The sequence below is a fragment of the Novosphingobium resinovorum genome (assembly GCF_036352595.1).
GTDB classification, from domain to species: Bacteria; Pseudomonadota; Alphaproteobacteria; order Sphingomonadales; family Sphingomonadaceae; genus Novosphingobium; species Novosphingobium resinovorum_B.
This window is the reverse complement of record NZ_JAZFAX010000033.1, coordinates 16,490-34,085: the sequence shown is the minus strand read 5'-3', so window position 1 is coordinate 34,085 and position 17,596 is coordinate 16,490. Positions and strand designations below refer to the sequence as shown.

Genomic DNA, 17,596 nt, shown 5'->3' with positions numbered 1-17,596 from the left:
ATTTTGCGTTGCCTGGCGGTGAGCGGCTTCATTGGTCAGTGTCCAGCGACGTTAGTCGATCGCTGTAGAAGGCCCAGCGCTCCTTCAGGGCAGCCCGGCTCGGGCCGAAGGTAGCATTCACGCTCAGTTTCCTTCCGTCGAACAGGTCATACCCGGCAAGCTTGGCGTCCTGATGTATCGCTACTTCCAACGTCACCGGGTCGATGCCAAGAAGACCAAGATCAAAAAGTGTGTGCAGGTCACTGCGTAGAAGAAGGCCATTGGTCTCGCTGTTGTCACTGGACCGAGCGTACGGACTGACATGCGCAGCCTCGACCAAGCCGGGAAATTCGCAGCCACTGATCTGACATCGGGCGCCATAGCGATCAATCAGGCGCTTTCTAAATCGGGCCTGACCGCGGCGCAGCGAAATTTCCCTGAGAACGCGACGCCGCTCCTCGATAATCGAGTTCGCGCTTCCATTACCCTCAGTACCGATTGCTTCGGGGGCTAGGCGGCGTACGTGATTTCGAACGATCGGCGCGACTTCCGGGTGAGACAGCAGGATGGGTTCTAGGCGCGCTAGATCAATTTCCTTGATCGACATCTGATCATTGGGGCGGATGACGGCATCGTTGAGTACCCCGAGGGTCACTTCGGAAGGACACGCCTTGAAGGTCTTTCCGTAGTGGGCCTCGAATGTCGCTACCTGAACCGTTTCCTCGGCCGCCCGTTCGAAGAAGTGCGCGTTCGTGCAGCGCCATCGAGGAGACTGTGTCGTGCGCGCCTTGAGGTTGACCGTGCCGCATTCGGGACAACGCTGGCGGACCTTCGACCCTTGGCCCTCGACGATCGCTTCGATCGTTCCGATGCCAAGGACAGTAGTGCCCGATCGGATGACCGCTACATCGCCGCTGCCCACGTTTCGATGATTGGCGACGTCGCTGTCGTAGCGGTAGATGGCAGAGGGATCGTCTTCGTATCCCGTATTCCCGCCATATTGCCTGACCCCTTCGACGGCGAGTAGCGACCATGCTTTTGGCGAGGTCACGCGGAGCGTTCCTTATCATGACGATCGCTCATTTTGCGCGACCCAACAGACGATCCGTCCACGATCGGCGTTCCGGCCCGGCTGCCGTGGGCGCCTGCGCGAAGAATGTGTCAATCGTCACTTCTAGGTCGCGGTCATCAAGTTCGGCGAGGAGTTGCACCTGATTGCGAAGTCGCAGGCGGATCACCGCCTCGCGCATGGCGTCTTCCATTACCGAACGCCCAAGTTGCCGCGATGCGCGCAACCAGCCCTCCGCCAGCGCCCGTGACAGCCGTGCGTCATTGCCGATCGACGGGCGCTCCGTAATCTGGACAAGTGCATCCTCGGTGAGCGCTCCAAGCAGCTCCCAGCGATCTTCTACAGCACCCCGGTCCAAGATCCGGCCTCGCATCCAAAGACGCTGGAATGTGTTCCGCACCCCTCCGTGAAAGCGCTCTGCGGGCCGATCGGCGAACCGCCAGACCACAAGATCGGGAAGAAGCACGCAGGCTAGGAATGCCCAGACATCGTCGCGCAGGGCTTCGCCCCCGTCGAGTTCATCCCGTTCAGCGAGAAAGGCGGACACCTGCTCGTCGAATCGCGCCCGGTCCGAAGCACTGCCCCGATCTGGAAACCCGCAGCCGGCAGCGATCTCAACCAGTCGCGCGCGGAGGTCGACGAGAATGTCGTGCCTGATCGGACTACCGCCGCTTGCAGCATAGCGGGTCTCGATCGGATAGCTGTCGGCATCGAGGATGGGCTCCGGACACGCCTTGTCGTCGGCGCGTATGGCCAGAAGCGCGTCGACCGCGAGACGATCGAGCCTTGGGAAAAGTTGCACGATCATGTACCGTCCTCCACGCTGACAATGTCAGCTGCGGCCAGAATGCCGGCATGAAATGTCGACGGGCGGAGATCGATCATGCTGCGGACGGCGGCAATCTCTTGGTCAGGAAAGGCAAGGCCGATCCAGTGCGCTGCCCGACCGGCGATCGAGCACGGATCGGCCTCGACTGCGATCCGTTCGAAATCACTCTGACGCAATGAAGCCGACATGATCTGGGTCATGACATCGGCAAGCACGACCTGGGTAGTTGCGCGATCGCCCGCCAGCAGGCGATCGGTCACGTCGGCGCGGTCACTGTTGAGATAGAGTCGGACACTCCCGCCGAAATCGCGATGTAGATTGCCGGGCGTCCAGTGCAGCAGCCAAGGGGCATAGGCCTCGGGTCGGCCGGCAAAACGCGACAGAAAGCTGACGGCCTCCATCGGGAAGCGCGGTTCCTCGCCTTCGAGGCGGAGGTCGAGCTGATCCGACCAGAGCTTCGACCCGACCCGACCGGGAGAAAGCGGCGAACCGTCGCGCGGCCGGCGCAGGAGCACGAGAGTATTGACGAGGAGTCTCTGCGACAGGCTGCGGCCGGACACCAGTTCGTCGACCACGATCGTCGGCTCCAGACGAGTCAGCGGCAGTCTCGAGGTCGCGATGATCCGCCGCGGCATGTTGCCGATGCCAGTGCCGATCCGAACCACCAGTTCGAGCGCACCGTTGTCGACAGCCATGGACAGCTGATCGGCTGCGCGATCGAGGTCGGTGGTCACGAGCCGCCGCAGACGGAGGTCTCTCGCCGGATCCCAGTCTGGAAGCCACGCATCGGCGATCGGCGTTTCAATGCCGTCTTCGAGGAGAGCCCATGGCGCCGGGCTGATCGTGGTCTGATCGAGGGTCAGAAACGGAAATGCGACCCGGCCCATCATTCAGCCTCGCCGGAGCTGAGGCGGGCGGTCATCGTCACTGCGCAGTCTGCCGGCATCGCAACTGCAACCTCGAACCTGCCTCGACTTTCGCCGATGGCAACCGGGGCGTCGACTGCGAGCTCCTGTCCGTGTTCGTCGACAATACGCGTGACTGTGGGCCGTAGCGCGGTCGCTGACTCCGGTGCCGTCCCGCCATCCATCACCAGCAGTGGATCGAGATGGAGCGAGAGCGACGGACCCGCGCCGCGGACGGCAAGCTCGAAGACAGCGACAAGCCCGCTTTCACTCAGCTCCAGTCTGACAAACGCGGGTCGTGTTACAGACGGTCCCGAGCGACCACCTCCGCCACCGCCCGGGCCTGGCCGACGCGGGCCGGCACCCTCGCCATCACCCTCCAGCGCTCGACCGAACAGTCCCGCAACACCGGCCAGCGACGGCGCCAAGTCTCCTTCCGGCGCAGGCGCCGAAACCGGGTTTGCATATTCGAGTGCTGCCGTGCGGATACGGTCAACAGCGATCTTGACGATGCTGCGAGCCGCTCGGTCCGAGAGAGCCTCGTACTGCCAGTCATCATGCGCCGGCGGTTCTGCTTTGGCGAAGGCTTCCTCCACCGTGTCGTCATCCGAGGCGACAAAGACCCCGGCCCATTCGAAACGGTCATCCGCAATCTGCGTCCCGGTGAAATATCGAACGACCAGCTCCACCGGCCGCATCACCGCGATCGCGGCGGAGCGATCGGGGAACAGGCTGCCCTCGCGACCTGCGGGTGCAACGCGTTCGGCACGGAGGCCGCGCGCAAAGCTCAAGCGACCAAGATCACGCTTTGGGCGAAGGGATCGCACGATGTCGCCGCCGGGAGGATCGGCGCGCATGCTCTTCATCGCGCGTGCGAAGAGATCAAGCGGCGGGAAGTCCTCCGGGCGAGGCAGCGGTCGCTCCTCGCCGTCCACGAAGATGCGAAAATGCATCTTCCTGTCATCCGGCGTTCCTTCCAGAAGGCGGGGCCAGAAGAACCAGAGAAGCGCCTCTTCGATCAGGTCGATCGCACGCTCGCGATCCTCTTCCACGAACAGCGGATCGAGGATCATGATTGATGTGCCGCTGTGCTCTGGCGACCTCTGTGGAAAGCCGAGAGCGTTGGCGAGCTCGGCCGCATCGCCCCCCTCGACCGGATCGACATGTTCGTCTTCGCCCGATACCCGTCCCCACCAGTGTCGCCCGGTGAAGCGACGACGAACGCCCTGAGCATCTTTCGCGCTGAACGCGGAACCCAGCTGTGCCGCAATAACCCGGCGTCGAGGTTCTCCCAAATGCGTGGTCTGACTGTCGATGACGATCGTCGAGCAGCGACTGGCGAGATACAGCGAGGTCTTTCCGTAACCGTATGTCCCGCCGCCGTGCGTCGTGTTTCGCCTCGAGCCTACATTCCTCAAGAAATCGACGAAGTCGGTTGGCTCGTCCTCCATCGTTGCCACATCTGCGCGCGTCGGCCCTGCGAGGCCCGCCGTCCCGAAATCGCATATCTCCAGAACATGCGGCGCGAAGCTCGACAGAAAGGCGTCGAGCGGCTCTGCAGCGCTCTCGTCGAGAGGCCGATCGGCAAGCACGATTTCGCGAAGCGCCTGCAGCTCGGTTGGCTGGAGAGCACGGACACGGAAATGAACTTCCGCGCCTCCGTCGGAAAGTGCGGCGTCGCAGCTGTTCTGGACCGCCTCTCGCACGACAGTCTGCACAAGATCGATCGAGGGCGCCCCAAGAAGCTTGCGATAGCCGTCGGCTGCGAGGTTACCGGAGGCCGCGTACGCCTCCGAGTGAAGTGTCAGATGTGGTCGAGGCACGCGACCAGCTCCGCATTTCTGGCGTCGACGGCGACGTTGCTCAAACGACACTGCTCCGCCGTTCCGAGGTTCACTGCGTAGGATATCTCCTCGACTCCCGTCGGGACGACGCCGTCTGGAAAGCTTTCGGGGATGACGCGCGGAAAGCGGGCGTCGACCAGATAGTGATGCTCGTCTTCTAGGCGAAAGCGGCAGCGATTCCAGTCACGGGATTCGTGATCGGTGCAGCCGTAGCCCGCGACGAGGCGGAGAACCTCCTGCCTGTCGGAGGCAGCTCGCAGGATATCGGCAGTCAGTCTCGCTACCGAGATGTCTCCGCCGGCCGTTTCCGCCAGCTGAAACACTGCAAGAGTCAGCGACCCTCCTGCGGGCGGAAGAAGCTGGTCCACAGCCGAGATCGTTACCCTGCGCATCGCCGACCTGCTCGTCGTCTTCACTTCGGTGGCCAGCAACCCGCCGTGAAAGTCGTGGCGTTCGCGAAGCGGCCCACGCCAGAGTCTCCAGGCTGTCGGATCCAGGTCGAGCAGCGTCCGCAGCATCAGCAGCTCGCCTATCAGTCCCTGAATTTCCTGAATGCTGACTTCCGCTTCAGGTGCGATCAGGAGAGAGCGGAAGTCCTCGATCGTCGTGCGGCATGCTTCGACAGGGGACGCACCGCCGACGATCCGGTCTATGATCTCGCCGGCCACATCCGCAAACACGCCATCGAGCGCACCTATTAGGCATGTCATGTCCAGATAGCGGATCGGGGTACCGCCGAGGGAGTAGGTCGCAACGCCAATGCCCAGAGCATCGCTCGACGGAGTTTCGGCAATCCTTTCGCTCTGGCGAACGGGAAGGAGCAGCCTGAGCTCGCCTGCATTGCCGAGGGCAAGACGCACCGAACCCGATCCGGTCTCGATCCCTGTGTCAATGCTCGGAATCTCGAGTGCTGTCGACGCCTGTCCGCCTCGGCGAAGCATTTCCCAGTGATCGATCGACGATTCAGCGGGCACGCCCGGCCTCGAGCTGCACAGCGATCTCGTCCTCGATCTCCTCCAGATCGTCCGCTGACGGAGGTTCCAGCACAACGCTGTAATATCCGCCGGCTCCTTCGGCCCTGCCGGGGAAGACGATGCCGAAGCCGACGAGGTCGCCGATGGCATCGAGGGGCGAGCGCTCGGTCGAGCTCGGTCGAGGCTGCGACGCTCGATCGATCGGATAGAGCAGCAGCAGCGGCACCTGCCCGACAATTCCGGCGCGTGCCGTCTTGAGCTCGCTCCAGTCTCCGCTCGGCACGCCATTCCCGGCCGCGCCGCAGTCGAACAGGACATCGCGCTTCGACATCAACGCCTTGATGTCGGCAAAGTCCTCGGGCCGGTTGAGCCGGCTTCTCGTCGACAGCCTGACAGGTCCAAGGCCTCCAAGCGGCTCGGCAGCAACAGGGCCGACGCGCGGCTGCACGACGCCGACGCTCCAAGTCTTCTGGCTGTCGCCTGACGCATCGAGATAGCCGAGCAGGAAGTCTGCGGACAGCTCCCGATGTGACGCCTGAACGGAATAGGCACGCAGGAACTGGACGATCAGCCTGCCGGGAACGCCCTCATACAGAACACTCGCTTGATCAGCAGATCGAAGACCAAGGTCGGTCGCCTGGGTCATCAGATTCGAGGCAGCGTTCCAGTTGGTCTGGACGATCCGCTGATCGTGGTGATCGAAGCGGATCGTCTGCACATGCTTTCCGGCGTAGCTCACGTCGGTCAGCACGGCCGATCTCATCTTGCTCGCCGCGGTGATGGCCATGCCCGGAATGGATCGCACGCGAACCGCAAATTCCATCGGCGTGTTGTGGCGAATGGCATATTCGGCGACGTCTTCGCGAATTTCCGCCTCGATTAGGGCGAGCGATCGGAATGCGGTCGACAGCGCCTCGGTCATCCAGATGCGCGGCATCTCCTCGTAGTTCGGGCGATAGCCGAACCAGCGGCCCATTTGCAGAAGCGTATCGTACTGGCTCGAGGTGCGAAGGAAATAGCTGACGCACAACCCTTCGATAGTGAGACCACGTGCCAGGATCGATCCGCCAACCACGATATAGGTCTTCGGTGCTCCGTCGTAGTCGATGCGATCCTCGCTGACGCCGTTCTCCACCGGCACTTCGAGCGCTTCGAGGACCGCCGGTATGAAAGGAAGCAGCCGTTCGGAGGTGACATGCGGATGGGGACAGACGCCCGCGGGAATTCTGAGCTGCTCGGCATCCCAGAGGGCGAGCATTCGCTGGCACAGAGCCGAAGAGGAATCACCGAGCTGGTCGCCGATCACTTCCAGCCAAGCCTTGACCAGCGTCGCGAGCCGATCATGCATGATCACATAGGCAGAGGTGTGGATCAGCATCGACATGTGGGTGTCGGCCTGGCCCCTGAAACGGCGCGCCGCACATGATGCGAGGAAATAGAGGACCGCATCTTCCAGCGAGGACGGCATGCGCGGCTGGAAGGCATCCTTTTCCGCCCGGCTCGGCGGCTGCAGCAGCGTGATCTCATCCTCCTCGATGTCCCGGATCATGTCGAGACCCTCTTCCTCGGGCAGGGGCGCGTCGGCATCGGCGGGCGGGCGGCCGAACAGCCTTTCCGTGCCGAAATAGCCGTCCGGCGTCGGAAGTGCGGTGATGAAGTCCTTCGGATAGAGGTCGTCCAGCTCGCCGCCGTTGACGGGAAACGGGTTGATCAGCACATTCGCGAAGGGTGTCGCGGTATAGCCGACATAGGAGTTTGCCGGAAACTTCTTCAGGATCAGCCGAATGTTCTCGTTGATCCGGGTCATGTCATATTCGCCCGAAGCGGTATTGACGCTCGCCTGATCACATTCGTCGTCGATGATGAGTACGCGGAGCCGGCGGAGCACGGCCGGCAAGGTACGATCAAGCGTCGCAAGAAGCTGACCGAGCGGTGCGACGTTCTTCTTCACGACCGCGAGCTGCACGACCCCCTCTGCCGGCGCAGGAAATCCTCCGTTCGGTGGCATTCGGAAATCGCCCTGATCGTCCTCGCTAGTTCGCAGCTCCCAGCGGTCACGGAGGCGGTCGACGAGATCCTTGCGCATCCTGCTCTGTGTCTGCCGACGCAGCTTATTTGTCAGCCCGGCAAGAATGATCACCAAGTTGTAGCCAGCGTCGACCGCCTTTGCGATGACCGCCGTCATGTTTGCGGTCTTGCCCGACTGGACGTGGCCGATCACCAGACCTCGACAGGCAAAGCTTTCGGTCGACGGATTTTCGAGCAGCGAGACGATCTCGTTGGACGCTGCACCGATCCGCTCGTCTACCGTCTCGGCCGACCAGCCCTTGGAATCCACGAGGTAGGATCGCAGTGCCGGCCAGTGCCGGTCGCCCTCCGCAGGTCCGCGATACCATTGCTGGCGCACACGGAACATGGAATTGACCCGGAGAATTTCCACGGGGCGGATCGTCGCTCTGACGCTCTCGATCGCGGCGGCAAAGTCCTCCTCCTGTTCGGGCGTGAAGGCCCCGAGAATCGGCTCGAGATCAGCGCGCACGAGGCGAGCCGCATCATCGACATCAACCGCTGTCGCGAGGCGCGCGCGCAGCTGCCTGGCAAACGCGTCTGTCTGTGTTGCTGATGGCATCAAGCCTCCCCCAGGCCCTGAAGTTCGAGTCCCAATTCAGGTGCCGTTGTGCACAGCGTGCCAGCAACCGACAAGTCATAAAGCCGCCGTTTCGAAATACTTGCGGTACCGCAGTTAGACATCCGAACTGATGAGCTTGGTCACCCAGTCCGCGGGATGGCAGCATCCTCGAGAGTGTCTGCCGCTTCATCGCGGTCAGCGGTGAGGATCGCGTACAGCGCCTCGCCGATCCATCGCGCGAGCAGCGGAGGAACCGCGTTTCCTACCTGCGTATATTGCTGGGTCCTGTTCCCCTTGAACAGATAATTGTCGGGAAATGTCTGCAGTCTGGCAGCTTCGCGGACCGTGAGACTGCGACATTGCAGCGGATCAGGATGGATGAAATAGTGGCCGTCCTTGGAGATATGACTCGTGACCGTGGTCGACGGACCAGTGGCAAGCTGAACCCTGAAGCGATCGGCAAAATTGCCGGAGGTCCAGTTTTCGTGCGCCGGCGCCAGCTCTTCCGGAAAGTCCGATGCTTTCGGTGACTTGCCTGTCACCTCGGCGAAGACGGCCGCAAAGAAATAGCGCGCCAGATCGCTGCCCATGTGGCCCCGCGTTGCATGGTTCGGTAGCGTTTCCAGCTTCGGATCGGTCAGCCAGTCTCGCAGATCCTCCGGGCAGTCCTCGGAAATCCCGACGCCAAATCCTTCCCGACCAGGGATATTATTCAGTGCCGCGAACCGGCTGTGATAGTCGCTGGCACGTTCGGCGAAGTCAGCATGCTGCTCATCGGTCAGACTGGTCTCCAGCTCGGCCACAAGGGCCATCGCCGCGAGCACGATGGCGCGCCAAGCATCAGGTCCGTCTGCCTCCTGGCTGAGACCACTCCGCAGTCGAGGCATGCCGGATAAGGCGTGGCCGACTGTCGTCTTCAGATTGTGTCGGATCATGAGATCAGCCAGCGCTCGATCCGGCAGGTCTTCGGCGAGGTCGGCGCGGAGTCCGACCACGATCACGCGATGACGAGCTTGGGGCACGCCGAAGTCCTCGGCACGCACTATGAAATCGGGCGCACGCGGCTCGAAACGCCCGAGATCAAGCTGCTGTCGACGGCGCGGATCAAGTGCGATGAGCCGATATTCCCGCCCGCCTTCGCGTTCTCCCCGAAGGTCGCGGAGGACCTGATCGAAGATGCGGTTTTCCCCGTCGACCGACGAGGACAGGATACCCTTCACGTTCTCCATGACGAAGGCGGCGGGATTCAGGCGATCCAGTATCCGGATATATTCCTGGTAGAGGAAGTGCCTGTTGTCCTCGAGCGCTACATAGTCCTCCTTGCCCGCATTGCGCGAACGACCGGCGAGTGAGTAAGCCTGACATGGCGGTCCGCCGATCAGGATGACATTGCCATCGCTCTCCTCGCGGATCGCATCCAGTTGCGCGTCGAGCCGTTCTGCAGGGTCCTCGTTGCCGAGTTCTAGCTTCCAAGCTTCCCTTTCCGCGGCCTTCCACTCTTCCGGATACAGCGAAGCCCAGTCAGGTTCCGCCGCATTTCCGTTGATGAAGTCGTAGTAGACAGCGGGAAGCGCGTTATCGAACTGGCGCAGAAAGCTGCGGAGGCGCAGGGTCTCGTGCGCCGATTTTTCTTTCTCTATCGACAGGGCGATTCTGAAGGCATGTTCATCGCCGGCACCGGGAACACTCGAAAATCCCTCGGCGAGTCCCCCCGGACCTGCAAAAATGTCGACGACTGAATATCTTGGCAAGACTCGCACGCTTTCCGAAGGTTAGGCAAAGGGATGATGATTACCACCATCGACGCGAAATGACAGGCCGCTGTCCATGGTCGATGTAGTCGACCAAGCGACCCGGTCCCGCATGATGTCGGGCATCCGGGGCGCCAACACCCGGCCGGAGATTTTGCTGCGAAAGGCGCTCCACCGCGCCGGGTTCAGGTACAGGCTGCACGCAGCGAATCTTCCTGGACGGCCCGATGTCGTCCTGGCCTCGCGGCGTGCTGCGATCTTCGTGCACGGCTGCTTCTGGCATCGTCATGAAGGATGTCACTGGTGCACGACCCCAGCCAGCAACCTCGAATTCTGGCGCAGCAAGTTCGAGCGCAATGTCGAACGGGACAGGAGCGTTGTTGAGGCGTTGCAATCGATGGAGTGGCGGACAGCCATCATCTGGGAATGCGGGCTCCGCAAGCCCCATGCGGCCTCGACCCTGGAGAGCGTCGGGACGTGGCTCCGGTCGGACCATGCCGTTTACGAGAGCGCATTGGTCCGGCCCAGAGCAATGAGCGATTGAAACACTCGCATGCGTCACATATCCTGGGTCTCATCCCAGGGAAACCCAGGTTATGTGACAACGGCTCGTCACATATCCTGGGTCTCAAATCAGACAGACCCAGGTTATGTGACACATGAGCGACGATCGGCAACCTCAGCGCAAACTGCTCGCACATCTGCTGATGCATCAGCCAATCGTGCGCGCATATGAGCTGCGCAGCGAGGGCATCGACCCCCAGACCATATCCCGTGCAGTCGCGGCCGGTGAGCTGGTTCGCATCTCGCGCGGCCTCTATCAGCGGCCGGACAGCGATATCGACACCCATCAGGCGCTTGCTGAGGCGGCGAAGAAGATTCCTCGCGGCGTCGTGGCGATGGTTTCTGCGCTGGCATATCACGAGCTGACCGATCAGATGCCGCGAAAGGTCTGGATGGCGGTCAGCGTGAAGGACTGGAGTCCGTCTGCATCATCCTATCCGCCGATCCGCATCGTCGAATTCCGGGACCGATACATACAGCAGGGGGTCGAGCATCACACGATCTCCGGGACCCGCGTTCCCATCTATTCGATCCCGAAGACACTCGCGGACGTCTTCCGAAATCGCAAGCTTGTTGATCGGTCCGTGGCGGTGGAAGCACTCCGCGCCACACTGACTCAGCGCAAGGCGACGCCCGCCTCGATTGCAGAAGCTGCGATGGCCGGCGATGCGTGGAACATTATGCGGCCCTATCTCGAGGCGTTCACGTCCAATGGCTAGGGCGCCGGTCAACATCGCGGCTTCGGTTAAGCAACGCCTGCTGAACCTCGCACGCACCGAAGGGCGAGCCTATGATGTAGTGCTCGTCCGCTACGCCCTCGAGCGACTGCTCTATCGCCTGTCGATATCGGAACATCGCGGTTCCTTCATTCTCAAGGGCGGCATGCTTGTCACCCTATGGATCGAGAGCAGCTCGCGCGAGACGAGAGACGTGGACTTTCTCGGTCACGGAGATGCTGGCCCGGATCATCTGCGCGAGCTGTTCGCAGGCGTGCTGTCGATCGATGCCGGCGACGGACTGGTCTTCGATGCGGGCGGCCTCAGAACTGCGGTCATCAGGGAAGAAATGGAATATGGCGGAGTGCGGCTGCGCGCCGATGCCTATCTTGAGAAAAGCCGGATACCCGTCACGATCGACATCGGATTCGGCGACGCGCTCGCGGACGCTGCACGGACCATGGCCTATCCTTCGATGCTTGGCATGGACGAGCCTGAGATTAGGATCTATCCTCCTGCATCGGTTATCGCCGAAAAGTTTCAGGCAATGGTCGCGCTCGGCGTCACCAACGGGCGGATGAAGGACTACTTCGACCTCTGGGCGATTCCCAAGGCGCTGCAAATTGATTCCGATGATCTAGACGCCGCGATCCGCGCAACCTTCGGCCGTCGAAGAACGGCGATCCCCGACGAAAGGCCACCCGGACTGTCCGGCACCATGATTGCTGACGATGCAAAACAGGCCCAGTGGCGTGCCTATGCCGCGTCGCTTGAGCTGAGCGAGCTCGGTTTCGAGGAAGTGATCGAGGCTGCTTGGGAGCTTGTCGGTCCGTCGTGTCAGAGACTGTCGATGCCGTCGTAGCGCTCGTCATGCTCACAGCGCCCTCGGCTCTTCTTGCGGCAGCTGATCTGCGCCGGCGACAACTCCTCGACGGAGGCTGCTGTCTCATTCTTGCTCCTGCTCGATCGTGAAGCGGAGATTTCCCACACCCCAGCTGCTCGCCGGCTCGGGGAGATATTCAATTTCCTCGGGAACGCTGAGACCTTCCAGTTCGGCCAGGAGATCGTGCAGTCCGATGGCGGCAGTCGTATCCTCCGACAACCGTCCGGCCGCAGTCACCAGCTGATTCCAGTTCGCGAACATGGCGTCGTCGCCGTCGACCACCTTGCGAAGCGAGTGCGCGTAATGCCGTGTCAGAACCAGAAGGCTGATCTTCGGCTTCGTGGAACTGGAAGGAAGGCGAAGGGTTGCCCGAACCTCGGAAGGGCTCGCCATGGCGATCCATGATCGCACCTTTCTCAACCAGTCACTTACCTGCTGGTTCAGCCTGCCGGTCCGCGTCAGCATCGTAGCAAGGTCAGCACCATATGGGTCCTGGTGCTTCAACTGCACGAATACGACACGATCGGTCGAAGGCTCGACGATCACGAGATCGAGGTCAGTCAGCACCTTTCGGCCCTGTCGGAGCTTTATGTTTCCGCGATACTCGAGAGCCGGAAGCACATCCCGGACCGCCTTCTCCACGGCCCGCTGCATGACGCCTTCACGTGCACGCTGCGCCCGGTCGTAGTCCTTTGGAAAACTATGCTGCAGCGCGTTCAGGAGGAAGAGCATGACCTCGTCGCTCGTGGCGCCGGCCAGCGGCCGGATCACATGGCCGTCGGAACACTGGATGAGCGGTGGTATCTGTGCGCCCGGTCTCTCGAGCAGGGCAAGGTTGCGTCGGCTAATCGACAGCACGTCGAATATCCTTCGGACATTCTCATCGGTGACCGGCACGTGCCCTGTAAACTGCCGGCCATACTCATTGATGAAGTCGCGGAGACCCTCGAGGTAGCCCGGGGTCTCGACCGAAACAGTAAGTACGTCCTCTATCCGGATCGACGGCACCTTCTCCATTAGCGCGCGCACGAATGCACGGTGCTTCATTCCGACCGACACGATGAAGGTCGCGGCAAGCTTGAAATTCGAGAAGGTGATGCCGCCGAACGTCGTCGAAAAATGAAAGGTGTCGTAGCCTTTTGCGAGCAGCATGTCGGTGTAGGCGTGACCGAAGAAATAGAAGTCGAGCGTCGGGGCTGAGTCGTAGCCGATGAAGTGTGTAGCAAAGGGATAGACGAGATCGGTCAGCAGCGCTCTGACCTCGTCGCCGATCTCCTCGCCAACAACTGCCTCGTAGCCTTCCGCGAGAAACGACCGATGATTTCCGACATGCAGGCGCTCCAGTTCGCGCTCGTGCAGTTCAAGATCGGGCAACCTCGAAGGAAGAATGATTCGATAACCGTCGTCCAGCCGTTCGATGCGGCCTCCGACGGCATAAAGGCTCTGCGCGACGCGCCGACCATGCTCGATCGTCCCGGCCATGACGATCAGTTGCAGGACCGCGCCAGAATATCCGGGATCGCGCTGGATCGTCGCAGTGGGCGCATCGAACTCCGGGTGTGCCTCCATGGCAAGCTTGATGATGCGCACCACACCGATGCGCATGATGTACGATCGCTCCTGCTCCAGCTCGGCTGATGCACTTCCGTGGTGCACACCCTCGAAGTCGAGATCTAGCTCGTTGATGGCGATCCGCATTAGGAGGCCTAGGCGGTCGACCGCAACTTTGCCCGCGAGGTTTGCCTCCTCCTCGGTCAGCCTGTTGTAGAATTCCCGAAGATCATCAGTCACGAACACCCCCCACGTGCCCTCCTCGCCAGTCCAGCAATCAGCAGCTGCCGGTGAAGGGATGACATGCTTCTGCCAATGGCCCGCGCGAGCGTCCGGACTTTCGCATTAGTGCAACCTAGACAAGGCAGAAGCCAGGCATGTCCAGAACGTTCACGCGCGAAGAATTCTACGATCTTGTCTGGTCAAAGCCAATGACCCACTTGGCAAAGGAATTCGTGCTTTCGGACGTTGCTCTCCACAAGATTTGCAGAAAACACGCTATCCCCAATCCGCCGCTGGGGTGGTGGGCCAAGAAGGCAGCCGGCAAGCCGGTGAAGCGGATTCCGCTGCCGAAGATGAAGACCGGCGACGTCGACCGGATCACCATCGCCAGCGGAGAGCTGAAAGCGGAGCCGGAACTGATCGCAGAAGCTCGCGAGAACGCCCGCGTGCTGGCTTCGACGATCGAGGCCGGGGATGAGCCGCCGTCCAACCCGATCGTCGAACGGACGATCGGGAAGCTTCGCAAGGCGAAGCCCGCTCCGGTCACGGGTCTGGCTTCGGTCGAACAGCCCGGGCTCATCAAGATCGAAGTCGCGCCCGACTCCGCAGAGCGTCTCCAACTGGTGCTGAACCGGATTGCAGCAGCAGGTGCCGCACTCGGTATCGGGCTCGTAAAGACGGACAAGGCCGCAGCGTTCGAATGCGACGGCGAGACAATCGGATTTTCGATCTCCGAGGCGACGAGGCACGAGAAGCACGTTCTCACCGAGAAGGAGGTGGCGGAGGAAGCCGCATATCGAAAGAAGCGCGAGAAATATTGGAGCAAGTCCGCCTCATGGGACGACGAGGATTTCAGCATCTTCCCGCCGCGCTTTCCGGAGTGGGATTATTACCCCACCGGGCAGTTTTCGTTCGAACTGGAACATACCTACCTAATGGGGGCCAGTCCCCGACGCTCTTACCGTGATGCCAAGGTGCAGCGCCTTGAGAAGATGGCTGTCGACATCGCCGTGGGTATCAAGGTCCTGGTCGCCGCGCGGAAGGAGGATCGCCTGCGGCGAGAGGCGGATGCGCGGCAGCGCGAGGAAGAACGGCAGCGTCGCGAGAGTGTCCTTCGCCGGAAACACATCGACGAACGCCGGGCCAAGGCGCTCGACAGTCTGCTGGAGGAAATGGCCTCGCTCGATCGGTTGCGGCGCTTTGTCTCATCGCTGCGCGCCGAGTTGAAAGCAGATGCGTCCGGAAGGGTTGCGATTCTTGTGACGTTTGCGGAGGAAAAGCTGGCGCGTCGCGAGTTGGCGCTGTCGGCAGATGGTCTCGAGCGTCGGCTCAAGGAGAGCCGGCTGTTTGCCGAGGACGACGATCACGACTTTCGGTCACCAGCCTATTACTGACTTACTTCGCCGCTGGCTGCCGAGAGACGATCTCTGCAGAAATTGCTGAAACTGGCGGCTGCAATCTCCGCATGGCGTTGTCCGATGAAATGCCGCAGATACTGTCGTCCGACGACGTCCACCCTTTTCCACGAATCCAGATCGTGCTAATGATGTCTTTGGCGACTTCTCAAGTCTCTGATTTGACTGAGAAATCAACCGCTTGAGCGGCGCCCCAGAAAGCTCTTCTGAGTCCGTGTTCGTCTATCAACGTCCACGTTCGTCCAGTTATTTCCGACATCGCGCTGCGTTTCCGACGCCGCCAGCCCCTCTTGTGATTTGTCAGAAATTCGCGTCATGTATCTGACAAATTAATTGCGGTTTGTCAGAATTGCGTATACACGCTTCTGACAAAGGAATTGCCATGCGCGGGCCGGGTCTCGATCTCAAAAGTGCCATAACGAGCCGGATGGTCTCCGGCGGAGTGCCTTCGGTCTGGACGCCGCAGGACTTTCTCGACCTCGGTTCTCGCGATGCTGTCGACCAAGTGCTCCATCGACTGACCCGCAACGGCGAAGTCCGCAGGATTGCTCGCGGCCTTTATGACAAGCCGAAACTCAACCCCCTCACGGGCAAGCCCACGAATCCCGATCCGCGCACTGTCATCGATGCGCTGGCTCGCCGGGACCAAGCCCGTATCCTCGTCGATGGCGTAACCGCAGCCAACGATCTAGGACTCTCCGATGCCGTCCCTGCTCGTATCGTCGTCCACACGGACGCGAGGTTGAAGCCCATCACGCTCGGCAACCTCAAGATCGATTTCAAAACCACTGCGCCAAGTCGGCTTCATTGGGCTGGGCGACCAGCGATGCGGGTCGTGCAGGCCTTGCATTGGTTGCACGACGCCGGGGGCGATACCGATCCGGATGTTGCCAAGCGTCTGCGCAACATCTTCGCCCACCCCGGTCACGGCGCCGACATCGTCAACGACCTTCAGACCGATATGCTGACGCTCCCGCTCTGGATGCAGAATCTCCTGCGCGATACGATGCCGGCTACCGCGTCAGCCAACCGTCCGAAGACCAAGCGAGCATGACAATGAATCCCGCTTACGCCCAGTTCCTCGCCGCCGACCCGACGGATCGACGGGATGTGTTTATCGGCGCCGGGCAGCGGCTCGGCACTGCGCCCCAGAATATCGAGAAGGATTTCTGGGTCTGCTGGACGCTCGATGCGCTTTTCAATGGTCCGGCGTCCCACGACCCGCGCTTCCTGTTCAAAGGGGGCACATCGCTGTCGAAGGGCTTCGGCCTGATTCAACGTTTCTCCGAAGACATCGACATCACAGTGTTTCGTGAAGACATCGGCCAAGATGCAAGCGTCGAGGCGCTGGAGGAGATGTCCGGTAAGAAGCGACAGGCAAAGCTCGACGCCATCAAGGCGGCATGCCAGGCCTTCATAGGCGGAGACCTGCTCGCCCAGCTTTCGAAGACCCTAGCCGATGCAGTTGGCGAGGGCATGGCAGGCGCGAAGGTCGAACTCGATCGGGACGATGAAAGCGCCCAGAGCATTCTCCTTTGGTATCCAAGCGTGACCGCCGAGTCCGATGGCTACATCCGCAAAGCCGTCAAAATAGAATCCGGGGCAAAATCCGCTCTCGACCCTCATGCCCGCCACAGCGTCATTCCCTATCTCGCTGACGATCTGCCCGCCCTCAATCTGACGGTTGCCAACGTGACCATCGTCGATGCGGAACGCACCTTCTGGGACAAGGTCGTCATACTCCATGGCCTGCGCCGCTGGTTCGACGCCCGGCAGGTTCTGCGTGCGGGTGGCCAGCGCGTCTCACGCCATTACTACGACGTGCACCAACTGATGATCGCCGGCACGGGCGCTTCAGCGATGGCTAACCCCGCGCTCGGCAGGGATTGCGTCGCACACGCCCGGATGTTCTTCAACAGCCGCGACCTTGATCTTGCCCATGCTGAGCCCGGCAGCTTCTCCCTGATGCCGACCGATGCGATGATCGCTGACCTTCGCCGCGACTATGGTGCCATGGCCGGCATGATCTTCGGCGATGTGCCCGACTTCGATGACGTTCTCGCAACCGTCGAAACGCTCCAGCGCTCGTTGAACGAACCGGATGCATAATTACCACCTACGGCATCGCTCATTGTCCGAAATTTGTGTGTGTATTTCGGACATGAGCAGCCGAATGCCAAAAGGACTCGAACCATCCCGTCATTCAGGTGCGAGCTGGTTTACCGGCGTCCAGATACCCAATGATTTGAATGGCATGGCACGGTC

The 17,596-nt window shown here is 61.3% G+C and carries 14 protein-coding genes; 6 read left to right on the top strand and 8 right to left on the bottom strand.

The window, feature by feature from the left end:
- Nucleotides 1-28: 28 nt before the first annotated feature.
- The 7 genes from V2S85_RS22280 to V2S85_RS22250 form a co-directional block, all read right to left on the bottom strand.
- Nucleotides 29-1,030, bottom strand: coding sequence for an HNH endonuclease (locus V2S85_RS22280; protein WP_330705007.1), 1,002 nt, complete (start codon nt 1,028-1,030; stop codon nt 29-31).
- 28 nt (nt 1,031-1,058) lie between these two features.
- Nucleotides 1,059-1,856 (bottom strand): DUF6339 family protein, encoded by a 798-nt coding sequence (locus V2S85_RS22275; protein ID WP_330705006.1) that lies wholly within the window; start codon nt 1,854-1,856, stop codon nt 1,059-1,061.
- Complete coding sequence (locus V2S85_RS22270; RefSeq protein ID WP_330705005.1) at nt 1,853-2,767, bottom strand: hypothetical protein; 915 nt, start codon at nt 2,765-2,767, stop codon at nt 1,853-1,855. Before V2S85_RS22270 ends, V2S85_RS22275 begins: the two co-directional genes overlap by 4 nt.
- Nucleotides 2,764-4,605, bottom strand: coding sequence for a hypothetical protein (locus V2S85_RS22265; RefSeq protein WP_330705004.1), 1,842 nt, complete (start codon nt 4,603-4,605; stop codon nt 2,764-2,766). Before V2S85_RS22265 ends, V2S85_RS22270 begins: the two co-directional genes overlap by 4 nt.
- Complete coding sequence (locus V2S85_RS22260) at nt 4,587-5,600, bottom strand: PD-(D/E)XK motif protein (protein ID WP_330705003.1); 1,014 nt, start codon at nt 5,598-5,600, stop codon at nt 4,587-4,589. Before V2S85_RS22260 ends, V2S85_RS22265 begins: the two co-directional genes overlap by 19 nt.
- Nucleotides 5,590-8,229 carry a Z1 domain-containing protein gene (locus tag V2S85_RS22255; protein ID WP_330705002.1) on the bottom strand — a complete coding sequence of 880 codons (2,640 nt, stop codon included), beginning with the start codon at nt 8,227-8,229 and terminating at the stop codon, nt 5,590-5,592. Before V2S85_RS22255 ends, V2S85_RS22260 begins: the two co-directional genes overlap by 11 nt.
- A 140-nt stretch (nt 8,230-8,369) precedes the next feature.
- Nucleotides 8,370-9,980 carry a DNA cytosine methyltransferase gene (locus V2S85_RS22250; RefSeq protein WP_330705001.1) on the bottom strand — a complete coding sequence of 537 codons (1,611 nt, stop codon included), beginning with the start codon at nt 9,978-9,980 and terminating at the stop codon, nt 8,370-8,372.
- Nucleotides 9,981-10,056: 76 nt separating this feature from the next.
- Here V2S85_RS22250 and V2S85_RS22245 point away from each other — a divergent pair, with 76 nt between their 5' ends.
- The 3 genes from V2S85_RS22245 (at nt 10,057) to V2S85_RS22235 (ending at nt 12,122) form a co-directional block, all read left to right on the top strand.
- The gene (locus V2S85_RS22245) at nt 10,057-10,524 is read left to right on the top strand and encodes a very short patch repair endonuclease (RefSeq protein ID WP_330705000.1); all 468 of its coding nucleotides are present in this window, start codon (nt 10,057-10,059) and stop codon (nt 10,522-10,524) included.
- A 115-nt stretch (nt 10,525-10,639) separates the two neighbouring features.
- Nucleotides 10,640-11,263 (top strand): type IV toxin-antitoxin system AbiEi family antitoxin domain-containing protein, encoded by a 624-nt coding sequence (locus tag V2S85_RS22240; protein ID WP_330704999.1) that lies wholly within the window; start codon nt 10,640-10,642, stop codon nt 11,261-11,263.
- On the top strand, nt 11,256-12,122 hold the full coding sequence (locus tag V2S85_RS22235) for a nucleotidyl transferase AbiEii/AbiGii toxin family protein (protein ID WP_330704998.1): 867 nt from the start codon (nt 11,256-11,258) through the stop codon (nt 12,120-12,122). The genes V2S85_RS22240 and V2S85_RS22235 overlap by 8 nt, the downstream gene beginning before the upstream one ends.
- An 84-nt stretch (nt 12,123-12,206) precedes the next feature.
- Here the strand turns inward: V2S85_RS22235 and V2S85_RS22230 are convergent, their stop codons facing one another.
- On the bottom strand, nt 12,207-13,934 hold the full coding sequence (locus V2S85_RS22230) for a hypothetical protein (RefSeq protein WP_330704997.1): 1,728 nt from the start codon (nt 13,932-13,934) through the stop codon (nt 12,207-12,209).
- A gap of 137 nt (nt 13,935-14,071) precedes the next feature.
- Between V2S85_RS22230 and V2S85_RS22225 the strand changes: the two genes are divergently transcribed.
- From V2S85_RS22225 to V2S85_RS22215, 3 genes are all read left to right on the top strand, one after another.
- Nucleotides 14,072-15,310, top strand: a complete 1,239-nt coding sequence (locus tag V2S85_RS22225) for a hypothetical protein (RefSeq protein WP_330704996.1) — start codon at nt 14,072-14,074, stop codon at nt 15,308-15,310.
- Nucleotides 15,311-15,713: 403 nt separating this feature from the next.
- Complete coding sequence (locus V2S85_RS22220) at nt 15,714-16,385, top strand: DUF6088 family protein (RefSeq protein WP_330704995.1); 672 nt, start codon at nt 15,714-15,716, stop codon at nt 16,383-16,385.
- Nucleotides 16,382-17,440: a nucleotidyl transferase AbiEii/AbiGii toxin family protein gene (locus V2S85_RS22215; protein WP_330704994.1), complete on the top strand. Its 1,059-nt coding sequence runs from the start codon at nt 16,382-16,384 to the stop codon at nt 17,438-17,440. The genes V2S85_RS22220 and V2S85_RS22215 overlap by 4 nt, the downstream gene beginning before the upstream one ends.
- Nucleotides 17,441-17,596: the final 156 nt, after the last annotated feature.